22 protein-coding genes are annotated in these 22,641 nt (G+C 64.4%); 4 read left to right on the forward strand and 18 right to left on the reverse strand.

Annotated features, from left to right (window positions below; all coding sequences use genetic code 11):
- Positions 1 to 7: 7 nt before the first annotated feature.
- From EDE12_RS05165 to EDE12_RS05185, 5 genes are all read right to left on the reverse strand, one after another.
- A complete protein-coding gene (locus EDE12_RS05165) occupies positions 8 to 469 on the reverse strand; it encodes a nuclear transport factor 2 family protein (RefSeq protein WP_024881202.1) in 462 nt (153 codons plus the stop codon).
- 37 nt (positions 470 to 506) lie between these two features.
- On the reverse strand, positions 507 to 959 hold the full coding sequence (locus EDE12_RS05170) for a nuclear transport factor 2 family protein (protein ID WP_026599469.1): 453 nt from the start codon (positions 957 to 959) through the stop codon (positions 507 to 509).
- 151 nt (positions 960 to 1,110) lie between these two features.
- Positions 1,111 to 2,130: a ketol-acid reductoisomerase gene (gene ilvC, locus EDE12_RS05175; protein ID WP_024881201.1), complete on the reverse strand. Its 1,020-nt coding sequence runs from the start codon at positions 2,128 to 2,130 to the stop codon at positions 1,111 to 1,113.
- 207 nt (positions 2,131 to 2,337) lie between these two features.
- Complete coding sequence (gene ilvN / locus EDE12_RS05180; RefSeq protein ID WP_024881200.1) at positions 2,338 to 2,889, reverse strand: acetolactate synthase small subunit; 552 nt, start codon at positions 2,887 to 2,889, stop codon at positions 2,338 to 2,340.
- Between the two features lie 96 nt (positions 2,890 to 2,985).
- Entirely contained in the window at positions 2,986 to 4,758 is a 1,773-nt protein-coding gene (locus EDE12_RS05185) for an acetolactate synthase 3 large subunit (protein ID WP_026599468.1), read from the reverse strand.
- Between the two features lie 340 nt (positions 4,759 to 5,098).
- On the opposite strand from EDE12_RS05185, the gene EDE12_RS05190 reads away from it, so the two are divergent.
- The gene (locus EDE12_RS05190; protein WP_024881198.1) at positions 5,099 to 5,617 is read left to right on the forward strand and encodes a TIGR00645 family protein; all 519 of its coding nucleotides are present in this window, start codon (positions 5,099 to 5,101) and stop codon (positions 5,615 to 5,617) included.
- Positions 5,618 to 5,638: 21 nt separating this feature from the next.
- On the opposite strand, the gene EDE12_RS05195 is transcribed toward EDE12_RS05190, so the two are convergent.
- The 8 genes from EDE12_RS05195 to adh form a co-directional block, all read right to left on the reverse strand.
- Positions 5,639 to 5,938, reverse strand: a complete 300-nt coding sequence (locus EDE12_RS05195; protein ID WP_024881197.1) for an alkylphosphonate utilization protein — start codon at positions 5,936 to 5,938, stop codon at positions 5,639 to 5,641.
- 225 nt (positions 5,939 to 6,163) lie between these two features.
- Positions 6,164 to 6,589 carry a hypothetical protein gene (locus tag EDE12_RS05200; protein WP_036309006.1) on the reverse strand — a complete coding sequence of 142 codons (426 nt, stop codon included), beginning with the start codon at positions 6,587 to 6,589 and terminating at the stop codon, positions 6,164 to 6,166.
- Between the two features lie 35 nt (positions 6,590 to 6,624).
- Positions 6,625 to 6,804, reverse strand: coding sequence for a hypothetical protein (locus EDE12_RS05205; RefSeq protein ID WP_108917330.1), 180 nt, complete (start codon positions 6,802 to 6,804; stop codon positions 6,625 to 6,627).
- A gap of 85 nt (positions 6,805 to 6,889) precedes the next feature.
- Positions 6,890 to 8,038 (reverse strand): ABC transporter permease, encoded by a 1,149-nt coding sequence (locus EDE12_RS05210; protein ID WP_026599467.1) that lies wholly within the window; start codon positions 8,036 to 8,038, stop codon positions 6,890 to 6,892.
- Entirely contained in the window at positions 8,035 to 8,961 is a 927-nt protein-coding gene (locus EDE12_RS05215) for an ABC transporter ATP-binding protein (RefSeq protein ID WP_026599466.1), read from the reverse strand. Before EDE12_RS05215 ends, EDE12_RS05210 begins: the two co-directional genes overlap by 4 nt.
- Positions 8,958 to 9,938 carry an HlyD family efflux transporter periplasmic adaptor subunit gene (locus tag EDE12_RS05220; protein ID WP_026599465.1) on the reverse strand — a complete coding sequence of 327 codons (981 nt, stop codon included), beginning with the start codon at positions 9,936 to 9,938 and terminating at the stop codon, positions 8,958 to 8,960. The genes EDE12_RS05215 and EDE12_RS05220 overlap by 4 nt, the downstream gene beginning before the upstream one ends.
- A 153-nt stretch (positions 9,939 to 10,091) precedes the next feature.
- Entirely contained in the window at positions 10,092 to 10,379 is a 288-nt protein-coding gene (locus EDE12_RS05225) for a type II toxin-antitoxin system HicB family antitoxin (protein ID WP_026599464.1), read from the reverse strand.
- Positions 10,380 to 10,468: 89 nt separating this feature from the next.
- The gene (gene adh / locus EDE12_RS05230) at positions 10,469 to 11,986 is read right to left on the reverse strand and encodes an aldehyde dehydrogenase (RefSeq protein WP_024881190.1); all 1,518 of its coding nucleotides are present in this window, start codon (positions 11,984 to 11,986) and stop codon (positions 10,469 to 10,471) included.
- A 305-nt stretch (positions 11,987 to 12,291) separates the two neighbouring features.
- On the opposite strand from adh, the gene EDE12_RS05235 reads away from it, so the two are divergent.
- The gene (locus tag EDE12_RS05235; RefSeq protein ID WP_026599463.1) at positions 12,292 to 13,059 is read left to right on the forward strand and encodes a hypothetical protein; all 768 of its coding nucleotides are present in this window, start codon (positions 12,292 to 12,294) and stop codon (positions 13,057 to 13,059) included.
- Position 13,060: 1 nt separating this feature from the next.
- Positions 13,061 to 13,243, forward strand: coding sequence for a hypothetical protein (locus tag EDE12_RS05240; RefSeq protein WP_026599462.1), 183 nt, complete (start codon positions 13,061 to 13,063; stop codon positions 13,241 to 13,243).
- 12 nt (positions 13,244 to 13,255) lie between these two features.
- Here the strand turns inward: EDE12_RS05240 and EDE12_RS05245 are convergent, their stop codons facing one another.
- Complete coding sequence (locus tag EDE12_RS05245) at positions 13,256 to 14,245, reverse strand: helix-turn-helix domain-containing protein (protein ID WP_026599461.1); 990 nt, start codon at positions 14,243 to 14,245, stop codon at positions 13,256 to 13,258.
- A gap of 418 nt (positions 14,246 to 14,663) precedes the next feature.
- Here EDE12_RS05245 and EDE12_RS05250 point away from each other — a divergent pair, with 418 nt between their 5' ends.
- Positions 14,664 to 15,647 (forward strand): DUF2778 domain-containing protein, encoded by a 984-nt coding sequence (locus tag EDE12_RS05250; RefSeq protein ID WP_024881187.1) that lies wholly within the window; start codon positions 14,664 to 14,666, stop codon positions 15,645 to 15,647.
- 174 nt (positions 15,648 to 15,821) lie between these two features.
- Here EDE12_RS05250 and EDE12_RS05255 read toward each other — a convergent pair whose 3' ends face one another.
- The 4 genes from EDE12_RS05255 to EDE12_RS05270 all read right to left on the reverse strand — a co-directional run bounded on the left by EDE12_RS05255 (position 15,822) and on the right by EDE12_RS05270 (position 22,496).
- Positions 15,822 to 16,637 (reverse strand): hypothetical protein, encoded by an 816-nt coding sequence (locus EDE12_RS05255; protein ID WP_024881186.1) that lies wholly within the window; start codon positions 16,635 to 16,637, stop codon positions 15,822 to 15,824.
- Between the two features lie 44 nt (positions 16,638 to 16,681).
- On the reverse strand, positions 16,682 to 17,461 hold the full coding sequence (locus EDE12_RS05260; protein WP_026599460.1) for a tetratricopeptide repeat protein: 780 nt from the start codon (positions 17,459 to 17,461) through the stop codon (positions 16,682 to 16,684).
- A 144-nt stretch (positions 17,462 to 17,605) separates the two neighbouring features.
- Positions 17,606 to 21,070 carry a double-strand break repair helicase AddA gene (gene addA / locus EDE12_RS05265; protein WP_026599459.1) on the reverse strand — a complete coding sequence of 1,155 codons (3,465 nt, stop codon included), beginning with the start codon at positions 21,068 to 21,070 and terminating at the stop codon, positions 17,606 to 17,608.
- A 31-nt stretch (positions 21,071 to 21,101) separates the two neighbouring features.
- Positions 21,102 to 22,496 carry an MFS transporter gene (locus EDE12_RS05270; RefSeq protein WP_026599458.1) on the reverse strand — a complete coding sequence of 465 codons (1,395 nt, stop codon included), beginning with the start codon at positions 22,494 to 22,496 and terminating at the stop codon, positions 21,102 to 21,104.
- Between the last annotated feature and the right edge of the window lie 145 nt (positions 22,497 to 22,641).

Below are 22,641 nucleotides of genomic sequence, written 5' to 3' on the forward strand. Positions count from 1 at the left end.
GGCAGGGTCAGGGCCAGGAGGGCTCGCCCTGAATGTTGAGAATGCTGATCGAATCGCGGAACTCGATCAATTCGACGATGAGCCCGTGCTCGAAACGTACGAAATCGGCGAGGTCGACGCGGCCCTCGAGGCCGGTGCCGCGATGGCGCCAGCGCACGCTGCGCCGGAGCGCGACGCGGCCGCCGTCGATGACGACATCGTCGATCATCGGCTCCGACTGGCAGAAGTCGACGTTGATGGCGCGCAATATATTGAGCAGCGCGTCGATGCCCGTATGGCGCCCGGCATAGGGGATGCGCGTCTTGTCGCCGACGAACTCGCAGACGACATCCGGCGAGAACAGCTCGTGGATCACGCTGAAATCGCCGTTCTCGGCCGGCTGCGAGGCGAGCAAATCGAGGCGGCGACGGATTTCGTCGCGCTCCAGCCCCGGCGGGCGATGGGTGAAAAGCTCTTCGATATCGGTCATACGCGCCTCGATTCGCGCTTTCTTCTCAGGGGCGGCGCTAGTCCCTTTCGATGAGCGCTTCGTCGCTGAAGGGATTCCAGCCGTGATAATCGAGATACTCGAACACTTCGATGACCATGCCGTTTCGCCAAGACAGGAAATGCGCCATGTCCATGGTCGCGGTGCGCCCGGAATTGCGATGGCGCCAGGAGTTGCGCCACCGCACCACCGTCATGGAGCCGTCCACCAAAATGTCCAGCACCTCGCTGCCGAGGGGCTCGTAGTCGACGTCGGTGAGACGAATATTCTCGCGAAACGCCTCGCGGCCGTGAAGGACGCCGGGCAGAAACAAGCCCTCTTTGGTGGCGTGATAGCGAACGATCACGTCCGGCGCAAAATAGCGCAACATCTCCTCGATCTGCCCCGACATGCGCAGGCGCGTGATCTCGAAGACATTGCGTCTCAATTTGCGACGTTCCTCTTCGTCAGGCGCGTCGATTTTCGGCTGCATCGCGCCTCTCCGTCGCAAGGGCGGCGCCCCGGCCGCTCCTCTCTCGACGTTGCGTTCGATCCGAGCTGAACTTCCCTATGGCGCTCTCCTTCGCACGCTCCACGAGAGCACGATCCAATCGGATCGGATCGCGCGCCCGATCGGAGGCGCTCTAATTGCGGTCCTTGTCGACCAGCCGGTTCTTGCCGATCCAGGGCATCATCGCGCGCAGGCGTCCGCCGACCTCCTCGATCGGATGGGCGGCGTTGCGGGCGCGGGTCGCCTTGAAGGATGTCTGGCTCACCTTGTTCTCGAGCATCCAGTCGCGGGTGAACTTGCCGGACTGAATATCCTCGAGCACGCGCTTCATCTCGGCCTTGGTGTCCTTGGTGACGATGCGCGGGCCGGTGACATATTCGCCATATTCGGCAGTGTTGGAGACCGAATAATTCATATTGGCGATGCCGCCCTCATAGATGAGGTCGACGATCAGCTTCACCTCGTGAAGGCACTCGAAATAGGCCATTTCCGGCGCATAGCCGGCCTCGACCAAAGTCTCGAAGCCATTGCGGATCAGCTCGACGAGACCGCCGCAGAGCACCACCTGCTCGCCAAAGAGATCGGTCTCGCATTCCTCGCGGAAGCTGGTCTCGATGACGCCCGCCCGGCCGCCGCCGATCGCCGAGGCGTAGGAGAGGCCGAGCTCGAGCGCATTGCCGGAGGCGTTCTGATGCACGGCGATGAGGCAGGGCACGCCGCCGCCCTTCAGATATTCGCCGCGCACCGTATGGCCGGGACCCTTGGGCGCGACCATGATGACGTCGAGATCCTTGCGCGGCTCGATGAGGTTGAAGTGAATGTTGAGGCCATGGGCGAAGAACAGCGCCGCGCCGGGCTTCAGATTCGGCTCGAGCTCGGCGGCGTAGATCTCGCCCTGCAGCTCGTCCGGCGTCAGCATCATGACGACATCGGCCCATTTGGCGGCCTCGGCCACCTCCAGCACCTTGACGCCGGCGCCCTCGGCCTTTTTGGCGGAGGCGGAGCCCTTGCGCAGCGCGACCGCGACCTCGGTGACGCCGGAATCCTTGAGGTTCAGGACATGGGCGTGGCCCTGGCTGCCATAGCCGACCACAGCGACCTTCTTGCCCTTGATCAGATTGATGTCGGCATCCCGATCATAATAGACGCGCATATTCTCGCTTTCCCCCGCAGGACGACAGTCGGCCGTCGCTAGTCTTCAAGAGCTCCGCAACCGCCGGTCGCGCCGGTGGAGTCGGTTTCCTGATTGATTTTACGTGGCTTTTCTCTCGTCTCGGGAAGAACCGCAGGACGAGAGCGCATTTCGCAGACCTTTCTACGCGTCCAGCGCGCGAAGGTCAAAAATTAAGGATTTGCGCGGTCAGATCGGGTCCGGTCCGCGGGAGATCGCCGCCACGCCGGTGCGCGAGACCTCGACGAGGCCGATCGGGCGCATCAGATCGACGAATTCGTCGATCTTATTGGGCTTTCCGGTCAGCTCGAAGATGAAGCTCTCGGTCGTGGCGTCGACGACGCGGGCGCGGAAGGCCTCGGCCAGCTGCAGCGCGGCGTTGCGCTCCTCGCCCTTGCCGCGCACCTTCACCATGGCCAGCTCGCGCTCGAGCGAGCGGGCGGAGACGGTGAGATCGGTGACTTTATGAACCGGCACCAGCCGCTCGAGCTGATGCTGAATCTGCTCGATCGTCTCCGGCGTGCCGGAGGTGACGACGGTGATGCGCGAGAGATGCTCGCCATGGGCGACCTCCGCCACCGTCAGGCTCTCGATATTATAGCCGCGGCCCGAGAACAGGCCGACGACGCGCGCCAGCACGCCCGGCTCATTGTCGACCAGCACGGCGAGCGTATGCGTCTCCACATTGGAGCGCGACGTCGGCGAGGAATAGGGCGAGGGCGGGGAGAGGGGAGCGTTCATGTGTCCGTTTCCAGCGAATAGCGAGTAGCGAGTAGCGAATAGTCGACGCAGGAGCAGCTCTATTCGCTACTCGCTATCTCGCTATTCGCGCTCGTCTCACACCAGCATCTTGCCCTTTTCGTCGATGATCGAGCCGAGCTCGATTCCGGCGTCGTCGGAGAGATCGGCGAGCAGCATGTCGTTATGCGCCTTGCCCGAGGGGATCATCGGGAAGCAATTCTCGCCCTTCTCGACGAGGCAGTCGAAAATCACCGGCCCGTCATAGTCGATCATTTCCTGAATAGCGCGATCGAGATCGGCGGGGTCGGAGCAGCGAATGCCCTTGGCGCCGAAGGCCTCGGCGAGCTTCACGAAATCGGGCAGCGCCTCCGAATAGGAATGCGAGTAGCGCCCGCCGTGCAGCAGCTCCTGCCACTGGCGCACCATGCCCATATATTCATTGTTGAGGATGAACACCTTGACCGGCAGGCGATATTGGATCGCCGTCGACATTTCCTGAATGTTCATCAGAATGGACGCCTCGCCGGCGATGTCGACGACCAGCGATTTGGGATGCGCGAGCTGCGCGCCGATCGCCGCCGGCAGGCCATAGCCCATGGTGCCGAGCCCGCCGGAGGTCATCCAGCGATTGGGCTCGTCGAAATGATAATGCTGCGCGGCCCACATCTGATGCTGGCCGACCTCGGTGGTGACGTAAGGATCGCGATCCTTGGTCAGCGCATAGAGACGCTGCACGGCGTATTGCGGCTTGATGACCTTGTCCGAATTGCGGAAGGCCAGCGACTTGCGGTCGCGCCATTCGTCGATCTTCTTCCACCAGGCGTCGAGCGGCTGCTTCTCGGCGTGCATCGCCTCGGCGCGCCAGATGCGCACCATGCTCTCCAGCACATGGCCGCAATCGCCGACGATGGGCAGATCGACCTTCACATTCTTATTGATCGAGGAACGATCGATATCGATGTGGATCTTCTTCGAGCCGGGCGAGAAAGCGTCGAGCCTTCCGGTGATGCGATCGTCGAAACGCGAGCCGACGGCGATCATCAGATCGCAGTCGTGCATGGCGTTATTGGCCTCGAAAGTGCCGTGCATGCCGAGCATTCCGAGCCAGTTCGGCCCGGAGCCCGGATAGGCGCCGAGGCCCATCAGCGTGGAGGTGATCGGGAAGCCGGTCAGCGACACCAATTCGCGCAGCAGCGTCGAGGCCGCCGGGCCGGAATTGATGACGCCGCCGCCCGTGTACAAGATGGGGCGCTTGGCGGCGGCCATCATCTTCACCGCGAGGCGAATGGCGTCCGTGTCGGCGTCGAGCTTGGGCTTATAGGTCTTGTGATGCACATTGCGCGGGCCTGTATAGGTCCCGGACGCGAATTGCACATCCTTCGGAATGTCGATGACCACCGGCCCGGGCCGCCCGCTGGAGGCGACGTAAAACGCCTCGTGCAGGATGCGCGGCAGATCGGCGATATTCTTCACCAGATAATTATGCTTGGTGCAGTGGCGCGTGATGCCGACCGTGTCGCATTCCTGAAAGGCGTCGGAGCCGATGAGATGCGTCGGCACCTGGCCGGTGATGCAGACCAGCGGAATGGAGTCCATCAGCGCATCGGTGAGGCCGGTGATGGTGTTGGTGGCGCCGGGGCCGGAGGTGACGAGCAGCACGCCCGGCTTGCCGGAGGAGCGGGCGTAGCCCTCCGCCGCATGGGCCGCGCCCTGCTCGTGACGCACGAGAATGTGCCGCACCTTCTCTTGATGGAAGAGCACGTCATAGATCGGAAGGACGGCGCCGCCGGGATAGCCGAAAAGCACTTCGACGCCCTGATCCTTCAGGGCCTCGACCACCATTTCCGCTCCGGTCATCTGCTTCGCCATTCTCTCCAGCTCCGCTTTTCTCGACCCTCGAGACATAGGACTGCGCGGGCGCGCCCCCATAGGCAATAAAAAAGGCCCCCTGGAGGGCCTCGGATAAGCGCCAGCGGCGGAAGCTCGGGTTCAGACCCGCTCCGTCTCCAGCGCCCTGCCTACGAGAAGAATGCCCTTCACGGCCCGCTCCAGGTGAAATAACGGAGTAGACGTTACGGGAGACGACCGCAGGGGTCAAGGCGATTCCGCGGGCATAGGGGCGATCGGCGCGCGCGCCGGTCCCCTGAGCTTGGCCGGCGCGGCGAATTCGTGTACGGCTCCGTCGCCTCCCCACGAGAACGAGTCGAAGATGAAGCGCTTTTTCGAATCCTTCCTGTTCATGTCGCGCTGGCTGCTCGCGCCCTTCTTCGTCATGCTGGCGGTTGGGCTCTTGGAGCTGCTCTATAAAGCGGGCGTCCATCTCTACGAGGCGACGGCGCATCTCCTCACCGCCGCCGAATCCGACATGACCCTGCTGGTGCTGGACCTCATCGACATGACTCTGACCGGCGCTCTGGTGGTGACGGTCATGCTGTCGGTCTATGAGAATTTCGTCTCCAGGGTCGACACGGACAGCCAGCCCGGCTGGCCGGACTGGATGGGCTCGATCGATTTCTCCGAGCTGAAGCTGAAGCTGCTCTCGACCATCGTCGCCATTTCGGCGATCAAATTGCTCGAAGCCTTCATGGACGTGCCGCATATGAATGACCGGGATCTGTATTTCTATCTCGGCATTCATATGGTCTTCGTCGTCTCGACGCTGGCCTTCGCTCTGTCGGAGCGCCTCGCCGGCGGCCATGGAAAAAACCACGACGAGGAGGCGCATTGACGAGCGAGCCGGAAGACCGGCTCAGCGTTTCTTCACGAATTCCGTCCGCAGCACCAATCCTTTGATGGTGTCGTGCCGGCAGTCGATCTCCTCCGGATCGTCGGTGAGGCGGATCGATTTGATCACCGTGCCCTGCTTCAACGTCTGATTGGCGCCCTTCACCTTCAGATCCTTGATGAGGGTGACGGAGTCGCCGTCGGCGAGCGCATTGCCGGCCGAATCCTTCACGACTTTCGCCTGCGCCGCCGCCGCGGCGAGCTGCGACGCCGGAACCCATTCGCCGCTCGCTTCGTCATAGACATAGTCTTCGTCGTCGGCCACGCGAACCTCTTTTCGATTGAACGCCGCGCGCGAGAGCCGCGCATCGGATGCGCTCTCTTAGGCGACCGCGCCGCCCCGGCGCAAGGTGGAGCGGAGCGATGCGTTTCTATGGGGCGACGTCTCTAGAGCATTATCCGATCCGATCGGATCGGATAATGCTCTAGGTATCTCTCTTTTGGAGCGAATTCTGATCGATCGAACGATACCGTTCGATCGGAACGCGCTCTAGAATTTGCGGCCCGGCGGCGCAGGCGCGCATTTCATCACGGCGATGACGCCGCCATCGTCATATTTCAACGTGCCCGCGGTCATGTCGAGCAGGTTGCGAATATGCTGATCTCGGCATTTGCCGGTCGCGGCGACGCAGACGCGGTCCTGTCCGAAGCTCACCGCATCCTTATCCACGCTGACCGCATAAGTGACCTTTTGCGTCTCGCTGGAGCCGCTCGCGCCGGAGACATAGGAATCGCCATCGCGATATTCCTCGGCGACGCCGTCCTCCCAAATGAGCTGCACGAAGCGCCGGCCGGTGTCGACGTCGATCGCGACCGTTCGATTGGTGCGTCCGCAATCGAGATGAATTTCCGAGGCGTGGGCATGCGGCGCGAGCAGCAGCGCTAGGGCCACAAAAGCGTAGAGTCTGGCGTTCATTCTATTTTCCGCAATGCGCGCGCGGCGCGGCCTCGTCAATTTCTCGGCAGGGAGGAGCGCATCTCGTCGCAGGCGCGCAATTGCGCCTCGGTCGCAGACCAATAGGAGATTTCGCAAAGGGCCTGATAGCGGCTGGCCACGAAGATCGACCACAGAAAATAGCCGAAGCCGGCGACGCCCAACGCCAGCAGCATGTTGCGACTAAAAGCGTTCATGATCGCCCTTTCGCGCCGATGCGGCGTGAAGCCCTCTGCCCTGTCATCCTGGCGCGAGCGCATGGCCGGGTCAAGCGCGTTCCCGTCAGTCCAAAGTCTGGCGGAAACGCATCACCGCGACGCTCATCGCCACCAGGGTGAAGACGCCGAGCGCCAGAGTGTCGCTGGTCAAATCGCTGAAGCTCGAGCCTTTCAGCATGATGGAGCGAACGATGCGCAGATAATGGGTGAGCGGCAGCGCCTCGCCGACATATTGCGCCCATTGCGGCATGCCGCGGAAGGGGAAGAAGAAGCCCGAGAGCAGCATATTGGGCAGAAAGAAGAAGAAGGTCATCTGGATCGCCTGCAATTGATTGATGGCGATCGTCGAGAATGTGTAGCCGACCGAGAGATTGGCGGTGATGAACAAGAGCGTCAGCGGGCCGAGCACGAACAGCGAGCCGACGATCGGCACGCCGAACAGCATTGTCGCGACGATGAGGATGATGCCCATCTGCACGCCGCCGACGACGACATAAGGCGCGATCTTGCCCAGCATGATCTCGGTCGGCCGCACCGGCATGGCGAGCAGCGACTCCATCGTGCCGCGCTCGATCTCGCGCGTCACCGAGAGCGCGGTGTAGATCAGCATGGTCATTGTGAGAATCGTGCCGACGAGGCCGGGGACGATATTGCGCCGCGTCTCGCCTGCCGCGTTATAGCGCCGATGCACCTGCACCTCGAAGGGCGCCGGCCCTTGCGCGAGCCGCGCCAGCGGACCCGTCAGCTCGCGGTCGAGCGCGCTCGCGGCCGCCGCCGTGACGGCGGAGACTGCGCCGCCGGTCGCGGTCGGATCGGTGGCGTCGGCGACGAGCAGCAGCGGCGGCTTCTCGCCGCGGATCACGCGCCGGCCGAAGTCGGGCGGAATCTCGATGACGAATTGCACGCGATTGGAGAGGATCAGCTTCTCCGCGTCCGTTTCATCCGTGGCGGCGGCGATGATGTCGAAATAATCGGTCGCCCGCAGCGCGGCGATGAAGGAGCGCGCCAGCGGCCCGTCGTCCTGCACCAGCAGCGCCGTGGCGAGATGCTTGGGATCGGCGTTGATGGCGTAGCCGAACAGCAAGAGCTGAATGAGCGGAATGCCGACGATCATCGCCAGCGTCACGCGATCGCGGCGCAGCTGGATCAGCTCCTTCACGAACATCGCATAGAGACGCCCGAGCGAGGCGCGCGCCTGCGGCGTCCATATCATCGTCGCGCCTCTATATGCGTCATGAGATCGATGAACACATCCTCGAGCGAGGGCTCGCCGCGCGTCCATTGCTGCGGCGCGTCTTTGCCGAACTCGCGCACGATCGCGGCGAGGCGCGCTGCGTCGCGGCCGGCGACATGCAGCGCCATGCCGAAGGGTGCGACCATATCGACGCCCTTCGTCGCCTTCAGCCGCGCCGCGAGCGCGCCGAGATCGGGGCCGGTCACGACGTAAGTGGAGAGGCCGGAGCGGGCGACGATCTCGGCGATCGTCCCTTGCGCCAACAGACGTCCATCGGCGATATAGGCGATCTCGTGGCAGCGCTCCGCCTCGTCCATGTAATGGGTGGAGACCAGCACAGTGAGCCCGCCGGCGGCGAGCGAATGAATCTCGTCCCAGAAATCGCGGCGCGCTTTTGGATCGACTCCCGCCGTCGGCTCGTCGAGCAGCAGCAGCGCCGGACCGGGCAATATGCAGGCGGCGAGCGCCAGCCGCTGCTTCCAGCCGCCGGAGAGCTCACCAGCGAGCTGCTCGGCGCGCTTGTCCAACCCTAAGCGAATGATCGCCTCGCGAGCCGCTTCGACGGGCCGCGGAAGGCCATAGATGCGCGCGACGAATTCGAGATTTTCGCGGATCGACAGATCGCCATAGAGAGAGAAGCGCTGCGTCATATAGCCGACCTGGCGCTTGATCTCGTTCTGCTGCGTGCGAATGTCGTAGCCGAGACAGGAGCCGCGACCGGAATCGGGCGTCAGCAATCCGCAGAGCATGCGGATCGTCGTCGTCTTGCCGCTGCCATTGGGGCCGAGAAAGCCGTGAATGCGGCCGCGCTCGACGCGCATTGTGAGATTGTCGACCACCTTGCGGCCGCCGAAGGATTTGGTGAGTCCTTCGGCCTCTATGGCGACGCCGGCGGCGCTCACGGCGCCGCGCTCTCGGCGGAGAGGCGCACCTGGACCGGCAGGCCCAGCGGCAGCCGCAGCGCTTTCTCCTCGAGCCGCGCCTCCACTTTGAAGACGAGCTTGGCGCGCTCCTGATCGCTGAAGATGACGGGCGGCGTATATTCCTCGCGTTGCGCGATGAAGCTGATGCGGCCCGAAAGACCCTTCTCGCAGCCGTCGCATTCGACGGCGACGCGCGCGCCGAGCCGCGCCTCGACGAGCCGCGCCTGCGGGACATAGAAGCGCACTTTGCGATTCTCCGGCGGCAGCAGGGAGAGCGCCGGCTGGCCGGCGACGACCATCTCGCCGGCGCGGAAGAAAATATCCTGCACCACGCCCGCCGCCGGCGCGACGACCTTTTGTCGCGCGATGCGCGTGTCGAGCTGCTCGATCTGCGCGCGCGCCATGACGATCGCCGATTGCGCGGCCTCGATCTCCTGATTGCGGCTCGGCAGGCGCGCGACCTCGATCTGGCGCTCCGCCTCGGCGAGCGCAGCCTTGTCGCGATCCCGCGCCATCACCGCCTGATCGAGCGCCGATTTTGGCGCATTGCCATGCGAAGTGAGAATGCGCTTGCGCTCATATTCGGCGGCCGACAGAGCGAGCGAGGCGCGGGCGCGCTCGACGGCGGCCTGCAGCACGGCGATCTGCTGCGGACGATTCATGGAGGCGCGCAGATTTTCGAGCTGCGCCTGCATTTGCGCCAGCCGCGCGGCGGCTTCGGCGCGCTGGCGATCGAGCACGGGGGTAGCCATGGAGAAGAGCGGCTCGCCCTCCGTCACCGCTCTGCCGGCCTCGACGTCGAGCCGGGCGAGACGCTCGCCTTCCACCGGGCCGATATAGAGAAGCTCGCCCTCGACATAGCCGAGGAAGGCGCCGGAGCCATAGCCGTCGCCGCGCAGGCGCCAGAGGCCGAGCGCGAGGGGGATCAGCAAGACGAGCAGGAGCCAGCGTCGCATTTCCGTCCTCGCAACGGCGGACGGAGCGGGCCGGCCAGCCCAATGCGCTCGATCCGAACTTTCCCCGAGGTCAGGCTGTTAAGTCGCGCCGGTGACGCGGTCAAGACCCAGCTCCGGGGCGGGCTGTCGCAAGGGGAGGGTCGTCGAGGGGAGTTATTGCGCAGCGTCGAGCTGCGGCCGCAGAGGGATCAGCGCCACCATGAACTGCGACAGTTCCGGTGAGATTGCGGGATCGCGCTTCAAATCGACGAGGCTGCGCGGCGCAGGGATCGGCTGGCCGTGCTCGAGCGCGACGTCCACCCAGAGCGTCAGCGCCTCGGCGGCGTTGGCCATCGCCTCGTCGAGACTATCGCCCGCGGAGACGCAGCCGGGCAGATCGGGACACCAGACGCCGACCGCCTTTCCCTCTTCCTCTTCGGCAATGGCGACGTAATGGGTCATCGAGCTCGTTCAGTCTCGTGGCGCTAGAGCAATAATTTGAAGGGAGCGGGGCGACCGCAGGGAGGGAAACGGCCGCCCCGGCCGGACGCTCAGAAGAAGCCGAGCTTGTCCGGGCTATAGCTGACCAGCAGGTTCTTCGTCTGCTGGTAGTGATCGAGCATCATGCGATGATTCTCGCGGCCGATGCCGGACTGCTTGTAGCCGCCGAAGGCCGCATGCGCCGGATAGGCGTGATAGCAATTGGTCCACACGCGTCCCGCCTGCACGGCGCGGCCGACGCGATAGGCGCGGTTGATGTCGCGGGTCCACACGCCGGCGCCGAGGCCGAAGATCGTGTCATTGGCGATCGCCACCGCCTCTTCATCCGTGTCGAACACCGTCACCGACACGACGGGTCCGAAGATCTCCTCCTGGAACACGCGCATCTTATTATTGCCGGCGAGCACTGTGGGCTTCACATAATAGCCGCCGGAAAGATCGCCGCCGAGCTCGGCGCGTCCGCCGCCGATCAATATGTCCGCGCCTTCCTTCTGGCCGATGTCGATATAGCCGAGGATCTTCTCCATCTGCTCCTTGGAGGCCTGCGCGCCGATCATCGTCCGCGCGTCGAGCGGGTCGCCTTGCACGATGGCGCCGACGCGCTTCACCGCTTTCTCGATGAATTTGTCATAGATGCTTCGATGCACCAGAGCGCGACTCGGGCAGGTGCAGACCTCGCCCTGATTGAGCGCGAACATGGCGAAGCCTTCCAGCGCCTTGTCGAGGAATGCGTCGTCTTCCGCCGCCACATCGGCGAAGAAGATGTTCGGCGATTTGCCGCCGAGCTCCAATGTCGTGGGGATGAGATTGCGCGCGGCATATTCGCCGATCAGCCGTCCCGTGCTGGTCTCGCCGGTGAAGGCGATCTTGGCGATGCGCGGCGAGGAGGCGAGCGGCTTGCCCGCCTCGAGGCCGAATCCATTGACGATATTGATGACGCCAGCCGGCAGAAGATCGCCGACGATCTTCGCCCATACGAGTATGGAGGCGGGCGTCTGCTCGGCCGGTTTCAGCACCACGCAATTGCCCGCCGCGATAGCGGGAGCGAGCTTCCACGCCGCCATCAGCAAGGGAAAATTCCAAGGAATGATCTGGCCGACAACGCCGAGCGGCTCGTGGAAATGATAGGCGACCGTGTCGTGGTCGATTTCCGATACGCCGCCTTCCTGCGCGCGGATCGCCGAGGCGAAGTAGCGAAAATGATCGATGGCGAGCGGAATGTCGGCGGCCGTCGTCTCGCGGATCGGCTTGCCATTGTCCCAGCTCTCGGCCTCCGCCAGCGCCGCGAGATTTTGTTCCATGCGATCGGCGACGGCGTGGAGAACGCGCGCGCGTTCGCCGACGCTGGCGCGGCCCCACGCGTCCTTGGCGGCATGGGCGGCGTCGAGCGCGAGCTCTATGTCGGTCGCGTCGGAACGCGGGACCTCGCAGAGAATCTGTCCATTGACCGGAGTCACATTCTCGAAATAGCGGCCGGCGCGCGGCGCCACCCAGCGGCCGCCGATGAAATTCTCGTAGCGCGCCTCGAACTTCGGTGTCGTGGAGCGGAGGAATTCGGGCCTCGTCATGACGTTTCCCCTTTGTGTCTCTGCGCCTTTGCGGCGTCGGGGGAGATCATCCGCCCGCGCGGTCGACGGCGCCAGAGGGGGAACGCATGAACGGCCTCGAGGTGTCGCAGATTTGCGACAGTCGGGGCTGGCGAAGACGTCACAGCGACGGCTCTGGCGCGAATTCCACGCGCGAGGCGACAGGGAAAGCCCGTATCGGAGTCATACCGCCGCGCCTCAAAAGTTCACATTGTTTTGATTAGCTGTTCTCCTCTCGGCGAGGCTGGCGGACGCGTCTTCGGCGGGACCGCGAATGATCCGGGAAGATGCGGGACGAGATTTTCAACGTCGATTTTCGAGGGGAGGCGATCATGCCTTTGAACCCAGGCGAAACTGCGAGATTGCGGAATCTGTGCAATTTGTTTTCGATCGACTTCCGTCTTACGGAGGACAATCTTCCCGGCGCATTGTCGGTCACGACATGCCTTTATTCGATGCCGGTCATCGCGGATCATTTCGAGCGGCGCCGCTTTGGCAATCAGATTTTACAGAGCGCCCATGCGCATTTTTCGTCGTCGGAGCCGAAGTCGTCACAATTTTTCGCGCTCATATCAGCCCGTGTGATCGAGATTCAAGAGTTTCGCTCCTGGTACGCGGAAATGGCGCGATCGCCCGAAGAGCTTATTCGTTCATATCAGAGCATGCAGCGCGTCGTCACCGCGCTGAAGTTCATCGGGGTGGGCGCGGGATCCGGGGCCATCGCCGCCGGAATGAAAGAGGCGCTCAAGGCGAAGGGAGGCGCCGAGATGGCCAAAGCCGGGGCCAAGACGACCTTGAGCCGCATGTCGGGAAAAGGCGCGATATTCGAGGGCATCGAAGCGCGATACGGCAAGCTTCCTGTGGGAGGGGGCGTCGCGCTGTTCTTGATCGTCACCGCAGCTACCGCATTGTATGTTTCGCTGCTCGAGGAAATGCGTAAGCTAAAGATCGTCATCTTGGATAAATTTCAGAATGGTCAAATCAGCAATGAGCTTTTTTCAAAAGCATTCACCGAAATAGACCCGAATAGCATCAAAAAATATTGGGAGATGTGATTTGAAAAAAATAGAAATCGACCGCACCACATTCTACATGGGCGCGACGGCGCTGAATTTCGTGTCGTGGGTGCTTCTGTCGGTTTATGCGGACGTGTCGCTCTTGGTGCTGTTTTTACCGGTTTTTGTTTTCTTTTATGTGCTCGTCAGGCTCTGCGTGCGTTACGTGTTCGAGATGAAATAGCTCTCACCCCGGTCACTGCGACAATCCGAGCCGCCCGAGCTTGCGATGCAGAGTGGCGCGGCTGACGCCGAGCAGCCGCGCGGCGGCGGTCACATTGCCATTGGCGCGGGCGAGCGCGCGGCGAATGGCGCCGCGCTCGGCGTCTTCCAGCTCATTTCTCTGCAGCTCTCCGCTCTGCAGCTCCGTCTCGGCGGCGCCGCTCAGCAGATCGGCGGCCGGCAGCTGCGCCGCTATGCGCGCGTCGGTGACGCCGAGCTCGAGCCGCGCCGCGCGCGTCGCGCCGATGACGAGATCGTGCCGATCGACGGCGATCAACGAGGCGGCGTTTCGATCGGCCTGCGGCGAGAGCAGGATGCGCGCGTCGGCGAAAGCGCGGCGGAAGTTCAGCGCCTCTATCGTGCGCGCGGCGTCGACGACGGCGACGGACAATAGATTGGTCAGCCCGTCGGCCAAGGTCTCGCGGCAGGAGGAGACGTCGAGCGCCGCGGCCAGCCGTCCCAAATGATCGAAGATCGGCGCGGCCGTGCAGCTCAGCCCGGTGTTCTGCGTATGAAAATGCTGGTCGCGATGGATCGTCAGCGCGCGCTCCTCGACGATGCAGGCGCCGATGGCGTTGGTGCCCTGATGCGCCTCGCTCCATTGCGCGCCGGCCAGCAATCCGCGCCTGTCGAAAATCTCGGCGTCGGCGGGGGCGCCGCGCCGCTCCAGCGGGACGCCGCGCGCATCGGCCAATAGAACGCAGCAGCCGAGATCGCCGATTGCGGCGGAAAGCCGCTCCATCACGCTCTGCGCGACGCGCGCCAGCGGCTCCAGCCTGTCGTGCGCCTCGCGAAATTCCGTGGCGGTGAGAATGGCGGGCGCGAGGCTCGCCGCCGGATCGAGCTTATGCAGCGTGACGCAGCGGCGCCAGGAGGCGGCGACCGCCGAGCGCGCCGGCGCGGTCTCGTCCGCGACCACCGAGCGCACGCGGTCCAAATGTGAATTGGCGACGTCTCCGCTCATGCGAAGCTCCCTTTGACGCTGCGACTATAGAGGGAAAGCGCGTCCCGCGCACGCGTCCCTGCGCCGCATTTCGGCCGGCGAGATTATGCGAAGGATTTACGAAAATGTTTACTATATTGCGGCGTAATTCACCTCCATGGTCAGCGAAGCTCGCGTTGGTCGAACCGAAAGGTCCGAGAAGTCGAGCTTGCGAATACTTACGCTGAAGCTACGTAGCGCGGACAAAAAACCGCCAAATTGTAACTTCAGTTTCTCGAACAATGCTCGGGATTGGAGAGAAGAAGCTTCATTCTGGGCGCGTGTGGCGTAGTCGAGCGGCTCGCTTATGGAGACGCTTCGACAGTGTGCGTAACGGAAGTCCTTCCGAAAGTGGGGGTGGATGCGTAAGAATCCCGGTGAACGATGCTCTTCCAATTCATTGCCTCGCCGTGAAGTCTCTCGCCGCATTCTGCTCTCGACTCTTTTTCTCGCCGGCGCCCTCACCGTGGGCGGACTGGCGGGGCTCGCGATGCGGAGCGCCGAGCAGAAGCCCGAGCCGCCCGCGGCAGCCGCGCTCACGATAGACTCGCCGGCCGAGACGACGGCCTCGATCGAGTCGCCCTCCTTCTCCATTCCCTTCGGCGTGCTGGTCGGCGATCTGCGCTCCCATGCGGCGCCCAAGACGGTCGTCGCTACGCTCGAGGCGCCGCAATCCCTGCTGGCGCCTGTGGCTGCGCCGACGCCGCCCGCCCGCAAGGATGCGGGTCTGGAGCAGCAGGTCGCGGAAGAGGAAGAAGACAGCGCGCCGCTGCCGCCGCCGCGTCCCTCCGAATTCGGCCTGCGCGTCCATCTGCCCGTCATCCGCAGCGCGCGCAAGACGGCCTCCGCGCCGGCGTCGGAAGAGGAGAGCAGCCCCTCCTTCTTCGAGAAAGTGTTCGGCCCGTTGCAGCCGACCGGCAAGGCGCTGGCCTATGCCGCGCCGGAGACGGGGCTCTTCGACGGCCTGCGCAATGTGACGCGCGGCAATCCGACGACGGCCTATGACAATCAGACCGCCGTCTACGACATCAGCGCGCATACGGTCTATCTGCCGGACGGCACGCGTCTCGAGGCGCATTCGGGCCTCGGCGACAAATTCGACGATCCGCGCTTCGCCCATGTGCGCATGCGCGGCGTCACGCCGCCGCATACTTACGATCTCACCTTCCGCGAGAGCCTGTTCCATGGCGTGCGCGCGATCAGGCTGACGCCGATCGGCGGCGAGGGCGCGATCTTCGGCCGCGCCGGCCTGCTCGCGCATACTTACATGCTCGGCCCGCGCGGCGACTCCAATGGCTGTGTGTCGTTCAAGAATTACGCCGCTTTCCTGCGCGCCTTCGAGCGCGGCGAGATCAAGCGCCTGGTCGTCGTCGGCAAGCTGTAAACAGCGACCCTCGCCCCTCATGCTGAGGAGGTCGTGAAGCGACCGTCTCGAAGCGCGAGGGGGAGTTCCAGAAGGCGGCGCGTGAAATTTCCCTCCCGCTTCGAGACGCGGCGTTCTGCCGCTCCTCGGCGCGAGGGAAATTTCATCTCCTTCATATCTCTGCCGTCCGAGCTTTCACAATTTCTTCGGCTCGTCGAAGGCCGGCAGATTGCGGCAGCCGAGCGCGCCATATTCCTCGACGCGCTTGCGCGCTCCCGGCGTGCCGCGCCGCGTGGGATCGAGCGCGATCCAGGCAAAGAGGGTGAAGGCCGCGTCGCAAGGCTTACCCACGGCGACATAGGCGTTGGCCAGCTCGACGAATAATCGCTCATGCACTTTGGCGCGATCGTGGAACAATTCGATCGCCGTCTTATATTCGCCGATCGATGCGTCATAGCGTTTGGCCGCAAAGAGCGCCCGCGCGCGCAGATAATGAAAATCCGGGTAGATCGGCTGTTCGGAGATCAGCGCATCGGCGATTTTCAGCGCGCCCTCCGCGTCGCCGATGCGCAGGAACAATTCGCCGGCGCGGCCTTTCTCCACAGCGCTGTCCGGGCAGGCTGCGGCGAAGCCGCTATAACCGCGCGCGGCGACGCGCTCCTCTCCTTCGACGATCAGCGCCTCGGCGAGAGCGGCGATCGCGCGCTTGTCGCAGGGCTCGCGCAGCAGCTTGGCGAGCGGCTCGGAAATTTTAGGCGAGGCGACGAGGCCTGCCCGCAGCGGCTCCATCTCCAGCCGGGCGTAGACGGGCGCATATTCATCGGCCGGGGTCGGGGCGCCGATGGCGCTCGCCGCCGCATAGGCTTGGCGGCGCAGAAAGTCGCCGAACTCCGGCGCGATGACGACAGCGAGCCCGAGCGCGGCCAAAATCGCGACGATCGCGCCGATCCAGACGCGGCTTCTTTCCGGCGAAGGCGGCGGGGCGATGCGGTCCCCGCGGTCGATCTCCATGACGCCAATTCCTCTCTGAGTTTTACCGAGGCGCCTCGGCGGGTTCAATTCTTGTCGGAGCTTTCGGGCAGTTCGACGCCGGGGCGCCACTCATCCGCAATGGCGAGCGCTCTGTCTTTTTGTTCCCGGGAGAGCCCGGCGGCTAATCCGTCCTGATTTTCACGATAGCCGATGTCGTCTTCCCCTTTGCCGCGCGTGATGCGGCTCGCCAGCACGAAGAACGCATAGGCGAGGGCCGGATCTTTTTGGACGCCATCGCCGCGGCCGTATTGGACGCCGAGAGCGTTTATCGCCTCCGCATATCCTTGGCCGCCTGCGGCGCGGCGCCATTTCGTGGCTTCTTTCGGGTCTTTCAGAACTCCTTGGCCGAGGCTGTAGGCGCTGGCCAAGGCCTCTTGCGCGGCGGCGTCGCCATTTTCTGCGCGCTCGCGCAGGATCGCATTGGCCCGGCGATCCCATTCATCGGCCTTCGCCACATCCACGGGCGCGCCGCCTCCCGCACGAAGCAATTGCGCGACGCGCCGTTGCGCGCTCACGACATTCTGCTCCGCCGCGCGGGAAGACCATGTGAAAGCCGAGGCCCGATAGCGTGCGGATGCGGCCGCGTCACGGAAGTTCAGGGCGACGAGAGCCTCGTAGGCGAAAGCCAGTCGCAATTGCGCGACGGCGTCCCCCTTTTCGGCGGCCGGAGTGAGCTCGCCGATCGCGCGGGGAATGTCCCCCGCCTGCAACGCCGCCTCGCCCTCCGCGACCCCGCCGGAGGCGGAGGTCTCGATCAGGAAAAACAGGATCGCGCAAATCGCGATCGGAACCGGGAGCCGCATCGCGTCGACCTCCTCGAAATGAATATGATTCTATAATCGGCCGAGCGGAACCCGCTTTTCAATCCGGTTCCGCTCGACGAAGCGCCGTCGCCGAAAGCAGTCGCAGACGATCGCGGCGAAAGCGCGTCCGGCGTTTCCCTCGCCTCAGACCTCCCGCAAAATCTCCTCGAGCGCGGCGTCCAGCGCCTCGGGCTCCGGCTCCTCTATCGTCGCGCTCTGCGTGAAGATCAGCGCGCAGCGCACATTTTTGTGCGGATAGAGCCGCAGCGCAGCGGCGCGATAGACGGCGAGCTGCCGCAATTGCGCCGGCGTCGCCGGATGGCGCGGCGCGCCGGTCTTGAAATCGGCGACGATGACGTCGGTTTCCGTCTCGGCGAGCCGATCGATGCGGCCGCAAATAGCGATCTCGCCGCGCGGACTGTCGAGCCGGGCGACGATCTCCACCTCCGGCGCCGAGCCCGGCCCGAACAAAGGCGCGAGCGAGGCATGGCCGATGACCGCGAGCACGGCGGAAACGAGCCGCTCGCGCTGCGCAGCGTCGAGCGGGGCGGCGCGCAGCTCCAGAAAGCGCAGCGCCGCCTCGGTGCGTCGCTCCGGCGGCGTGTCCGGCAGGCGTTGCAGCAGCGCATGGGTGAGCCGTCCGATCAGCAGCCGCTCGCGGTCGCTCCGCGTCGGCGCGGCGGAATTCTCCTCGCCGGCGAAAGGATCGGCGGCCGCCAGCGCGGTGGCCGGCCGCAAGGGCGGGGCCGGCGCGCGCTCCTCCGGCGCCGGCGCGCGCGCGTAAAGCGGGACGATGGTCGCCGCGGCTACGCGCGCCTCGCCGGTGGTCGCCCCTCCATGGGCGGCGTCGCCGAAACGCAAGATCGTCTTCGTCTCGTCGAGCGGGTCCAGCGCGCTGTCGCAGGCGGGCTCGAGCGCGTTGCGGATCGCGTCGTACCAGCAGCCGGCGCCGCGTCCCGCCGGCCCATGGAAACCGCCGACATAGAGCCGCTCCTCGGCGCGCGTCAGCGCCACATAGAGCAGCCTGCGATGCTCCTCCCGCGCCGCCTCGCGCAGCGCCTCGCGCGCGCTGGCCACTGCGGGCGGATCGGCGGCCATATTGCTGGACCAGACCAGCGTCGCGCCATCCTCCTCGCCGAGCCGGAAGATTTTGGGATCGTGCCGGCCGGAGGGGCCGCCGCAAGTGTCCGGCAAAAAGACGATCTTCGCCTCCAGCCCCTTGGAGGCATGCACGGTCATCACGCGCACGGCGTCGCCGGCCGCCTCCATGTCGCGCTTGACGGAGAGCTGCAGGCTCTCGACGCCGGAGAGAAATCCGACGAGGCCCTGCGCCTGCTCGCGCTCGAAGGAGAGCGCGAGGCGCAGAAATTCGTCGATCGCGTCATTGGCCTCCTGGCCGAGCCGCCCGACAAGCTTCTCGCGCCCGCCGCCGGCGCTGAGAATATGGCTGTAGAAATCGAATGGCGCGCGTGCGCGCGCCTCGCGCGCCCAAGCTTCGACGCGCGCCGCCGCCTCTCTATGCGCTGGCTCCGGCGAGGCGGCGAGGGCGTCGATGAGCGCGCCTTCGCGCTTGGGCGCGAGGGCGATGAGATCATCGTCGGTAAAGCCGAGGAGCGGCGATTTCAGCAATGTCGCGAGGGTGAGATCATCCTCGCGCAGCAGCGCGCCGCGGCCGAGCGCGACGAGATCCATCACCGCAATATGGCCGGAGAGATCGAGCCGATCGGCGCCGGCGACGGGAATGGCCTCCGCTTTCAGCGCGCGAATGACGCCTTCGAAAAAAGCGTCGCGCTTGCGCACCAATATCATCACATCGCCCGGCCGCACGGGGCGCATCGCGCCTTTGTCCTCGACGCATTCGCCATTTTGCGGCGCGAGCAGCGCTTTGATCTTGCGCGCGATCTTGCGCGCGAGCCGCGCCGGCGGTCCCGCCTCGTTCACATAATCGAGCGGCAGGCGCCAATCCTCGGGCGTCTCTGCGCCCGCGGACGCCTCCGGCTCCCAGATTTCGACGAGACCCGGAACATCGGTCTTCCAGGCCTCGTGCAATGGCGCGGGTTCCTCTCGGTCCGCCGCGAGGCCGCGCCGATTTTCCTCGACGGAGAAGACGATATCGACGGCGCCCAGCACTTGCGGCGAGGAGCGGAAGGAGCGCGTCAGCCGTACCGTCTCGAAGCCGAGCTCGGCGTCGCGAAAGCGGCGCGCGAAATCGCGGCGCATGGCGTCGAATTTCTCCGGCGCGGCGCCTTGAAAGGAGAAGATCGACTGCTTCTCGTCGCCCACGGCGAAGAAGGTGCGGATGCGCCGCGTGGCGCCGGCGCCGGCGCAGAACTCATCGGCGAGCGCGGCCAATATGTCCCATTGCGCGGCGCTCGTATCCTGCGCTTCGTCGACCAGAATATGATCGATGCGCGAATCGAGCTTGTAGAGCACCCAGGACGGGCTCGAGCTTTGAAACAGCCGGCGCGTGCGCTCGATGAGATCGTCGAAATCGAAGAGGCCGCGATTGCTCTTCATCCGCTCATAGGCGGAGAGAATGGCGTCGCCGATCCGCGCCAGCGCCATGGAACGATCCAGCGCCGCCGCCGCCTTGCGTTTTTCCACCAGCGCGACGAGCCGATCGCGCTCATCCTCGAGCCGCGCCAACAATGCGGGCTGCTGTTTTTGAAGCGCGGCCGAGATCATCTTCTGCTTGCCGAGCCCGCGCGGCTCGCCGTCCTTCTTGAAGAAGACCGCTAGATATTCATCGGCACAAGCGGTGTGTTGTGGAAGAGCGCCTATGAGCCCCGCTGCGATCGTCAATTGGGTCGCGAGCTTCCCATCATTCGCCCCGCCGCCGCGCAGCGCCTGCGCTATCCCCGGCCAATCGCGTGGCGCTATCCCGCCCTCGACAATCTCGCGCTCCACCGCCTCGAGCGTCTCGCCTTCGCGCAGCCCTAAGCGCTCGCGCAGCAATTCCGCATAATCGCCGGACGACAAATTGCGATGCGCCGCGCGATGGCCGAGCAATTCCGCGATCAGCTCATCGAAGCCGCCGCCCGAGCAGAGCCGCGACACCGTCTCCAGCGCCGCGCGCAATTCGCCTTCGTCCAGCACGGCGCGGGCGAGCGTCTGCCGCCGCGCGCGCTCCAAAAGTTCGGCGCGCTCGAGATCGTCGAGCACGCGGAACGAAGCCGCGACATTGGCCTCGAAGGGAAAGAGATGCAGAATCCTTTCGCAAAAGGCGTGGATCGTCTGAATCTTCAACCCGCCGGGCGTCTCCACCGTGCGCGCGAACAGGCGCCGCGCGAAAACCAGCTCCGCGCGCGACGGTTGCGGCGCGCCAGTGGCGAGAATGGCGGCGGTCAGCGCTTCATCGTCGAGCAGCGCCCAGCCGGCGAGAATATCGAAAATGCGCGCCGCCATATTGGCGGCGGCCGCCTTTGTATAGGTGAGGCAGAGAATGCGCGAGGGCGGCGCGCCGGCGAGCAGCAGACGCACCACGCGCTGCGAGAGAACATGCGTCTTGCCCGAGCCCGCATGCGCCGCGACCCAGGCCGATTGCGCGGGGTCGGAAGCGGCGCGCTGCCGCTCCCGCGTGTCCTTGGCGATGGGGCGTCTGTCGCTCATCCAATTTCCATTCGGAGCGAAGGAAAGCGCTCTACGGCGATGTCTTCTCTATGTTCTCAGCCACCACCTCGTCGATCATGCTGTCGAGATCGGTCGCCTTCGTCTCCTTGGTGAAGAGGAGCGCGACGATCGTCGAGGCGCCGAGCACAGCGAGATAGAGGCCGACCGATTCCGCTCCGTAATTTTGCGCGATCCATGTCGCCACAAAGGGCGTCAGCGCCGCGCCGAGTATGGAGGCGAGATTATAGGAGACGCCCGAGCCCGTATAGCGCGTGTTGGTGGGGAAAAGCTCCGGCAATATGGCCGACATAGGCCCGAAGGTGAGGCCCATCAGCGACATGCCTATGCTGAGGAAAACCAATATGAGCCCGCGATTGGCGCTCTCGCCGGTTCCGATGAGATCCTTGGAGAGGAAGAAGCGGAAGGAGAGGCCGAACAGCACGATCGCCGTCGTCACGATCAGCAATAGCTTGCGGCGGCCGATCCTGTCGGCGAGATGCCCCGAGACGGGGATGAAGCCGGCGAAGAACAGCACGGATATGAGCTGCAAAACGAGAAAATCGCGATAGCCTATGCCGAGATTGCCGAGCGCGACCTTGCCTATGCCATAGGACAGAATCCACGTCGTCATCAGATAGAAGAGACCATAGGTCGCGACCATGATGAACGTGCCGAGCAGAAGCTCCTTCGCATTATTGCGGAACACATGGGCGAGCGGCGATTTCAATTTCTCGCCGCGCTCCAATGCGCGCGCGAACACCGGCGTCTCATGCAGCTTCAAGCGCACATAGAGGCCGAGCGTGACCAGCAGAATGGAGAGCAGAAAGGGCAGCCGCCAGCCCCAGGCGAGGAAATGCTCGTCCGGCGTTGCGCGCGTCGAATCGAAGGCGAAGAGAATGGTGAGCGTCAGAAAAAATCCATTTGCGAGAATGAAGCCGAATGGCGCGCCGAGTTGCGGCCACATGGCCGCCCAGGCGCGTTTGCCCTTGTCGGCGGTCTCGGTGGCGAGCAGGGCCGCGCCCGACCATTCGCCGCCGAGGCCGACGCCCTGGCTGAAACGGAAAATGGTGAGCAAGACGGGCGCGAACAGGCCGATCTGATGATAGGTCGGCAGAAGGCCGATGGCGAAAGTGGCGAGGCCCATCAGCAGCAGCGAGCCGACCAGCGTCGCTTTTCGCCCGACGCGATCGCCGAAATGGCCGAAGAGGACGGAGCCGATCGGCCGCGCGACAAAGGCGACGCCGAATGTCGCCATGGAGGCGAGCAGCGCCGCGCTGCCCGCGCCGGCGGGGAAGAACAAGAGCGGAAACACCGATACGGCGGCGGTGGCGTAGATGTAGAAGTCGAAGAATTCGATCGTCGTGCCGACGAGGCTCGCGAAGATGATGCGATTTCTGTAGCTTTTATCCGACCCTTCGAGAGCCATTTTTCAAATTCCTCGCCCATGTCCGAATGCGGCGCGTCGATCCGGCGTTTATGAGGATCGAAGGCCGTTGCGGGAAATCATACAAGAAATGTAGTTTGACCGCTATCGAAGGCGGTCGCCGCCCCCGGCTCCGATCTTTTGCTTA

Origin of the sequence: Methylosinus sp. sav-2, from assembly GCF_004366495.1 — a bacterium.
GTDB lineage: Bacteria > Pseudomonadota > Alphaproteobacteria > Rhizobiales > Beijerinckiaceae > Methylosinus.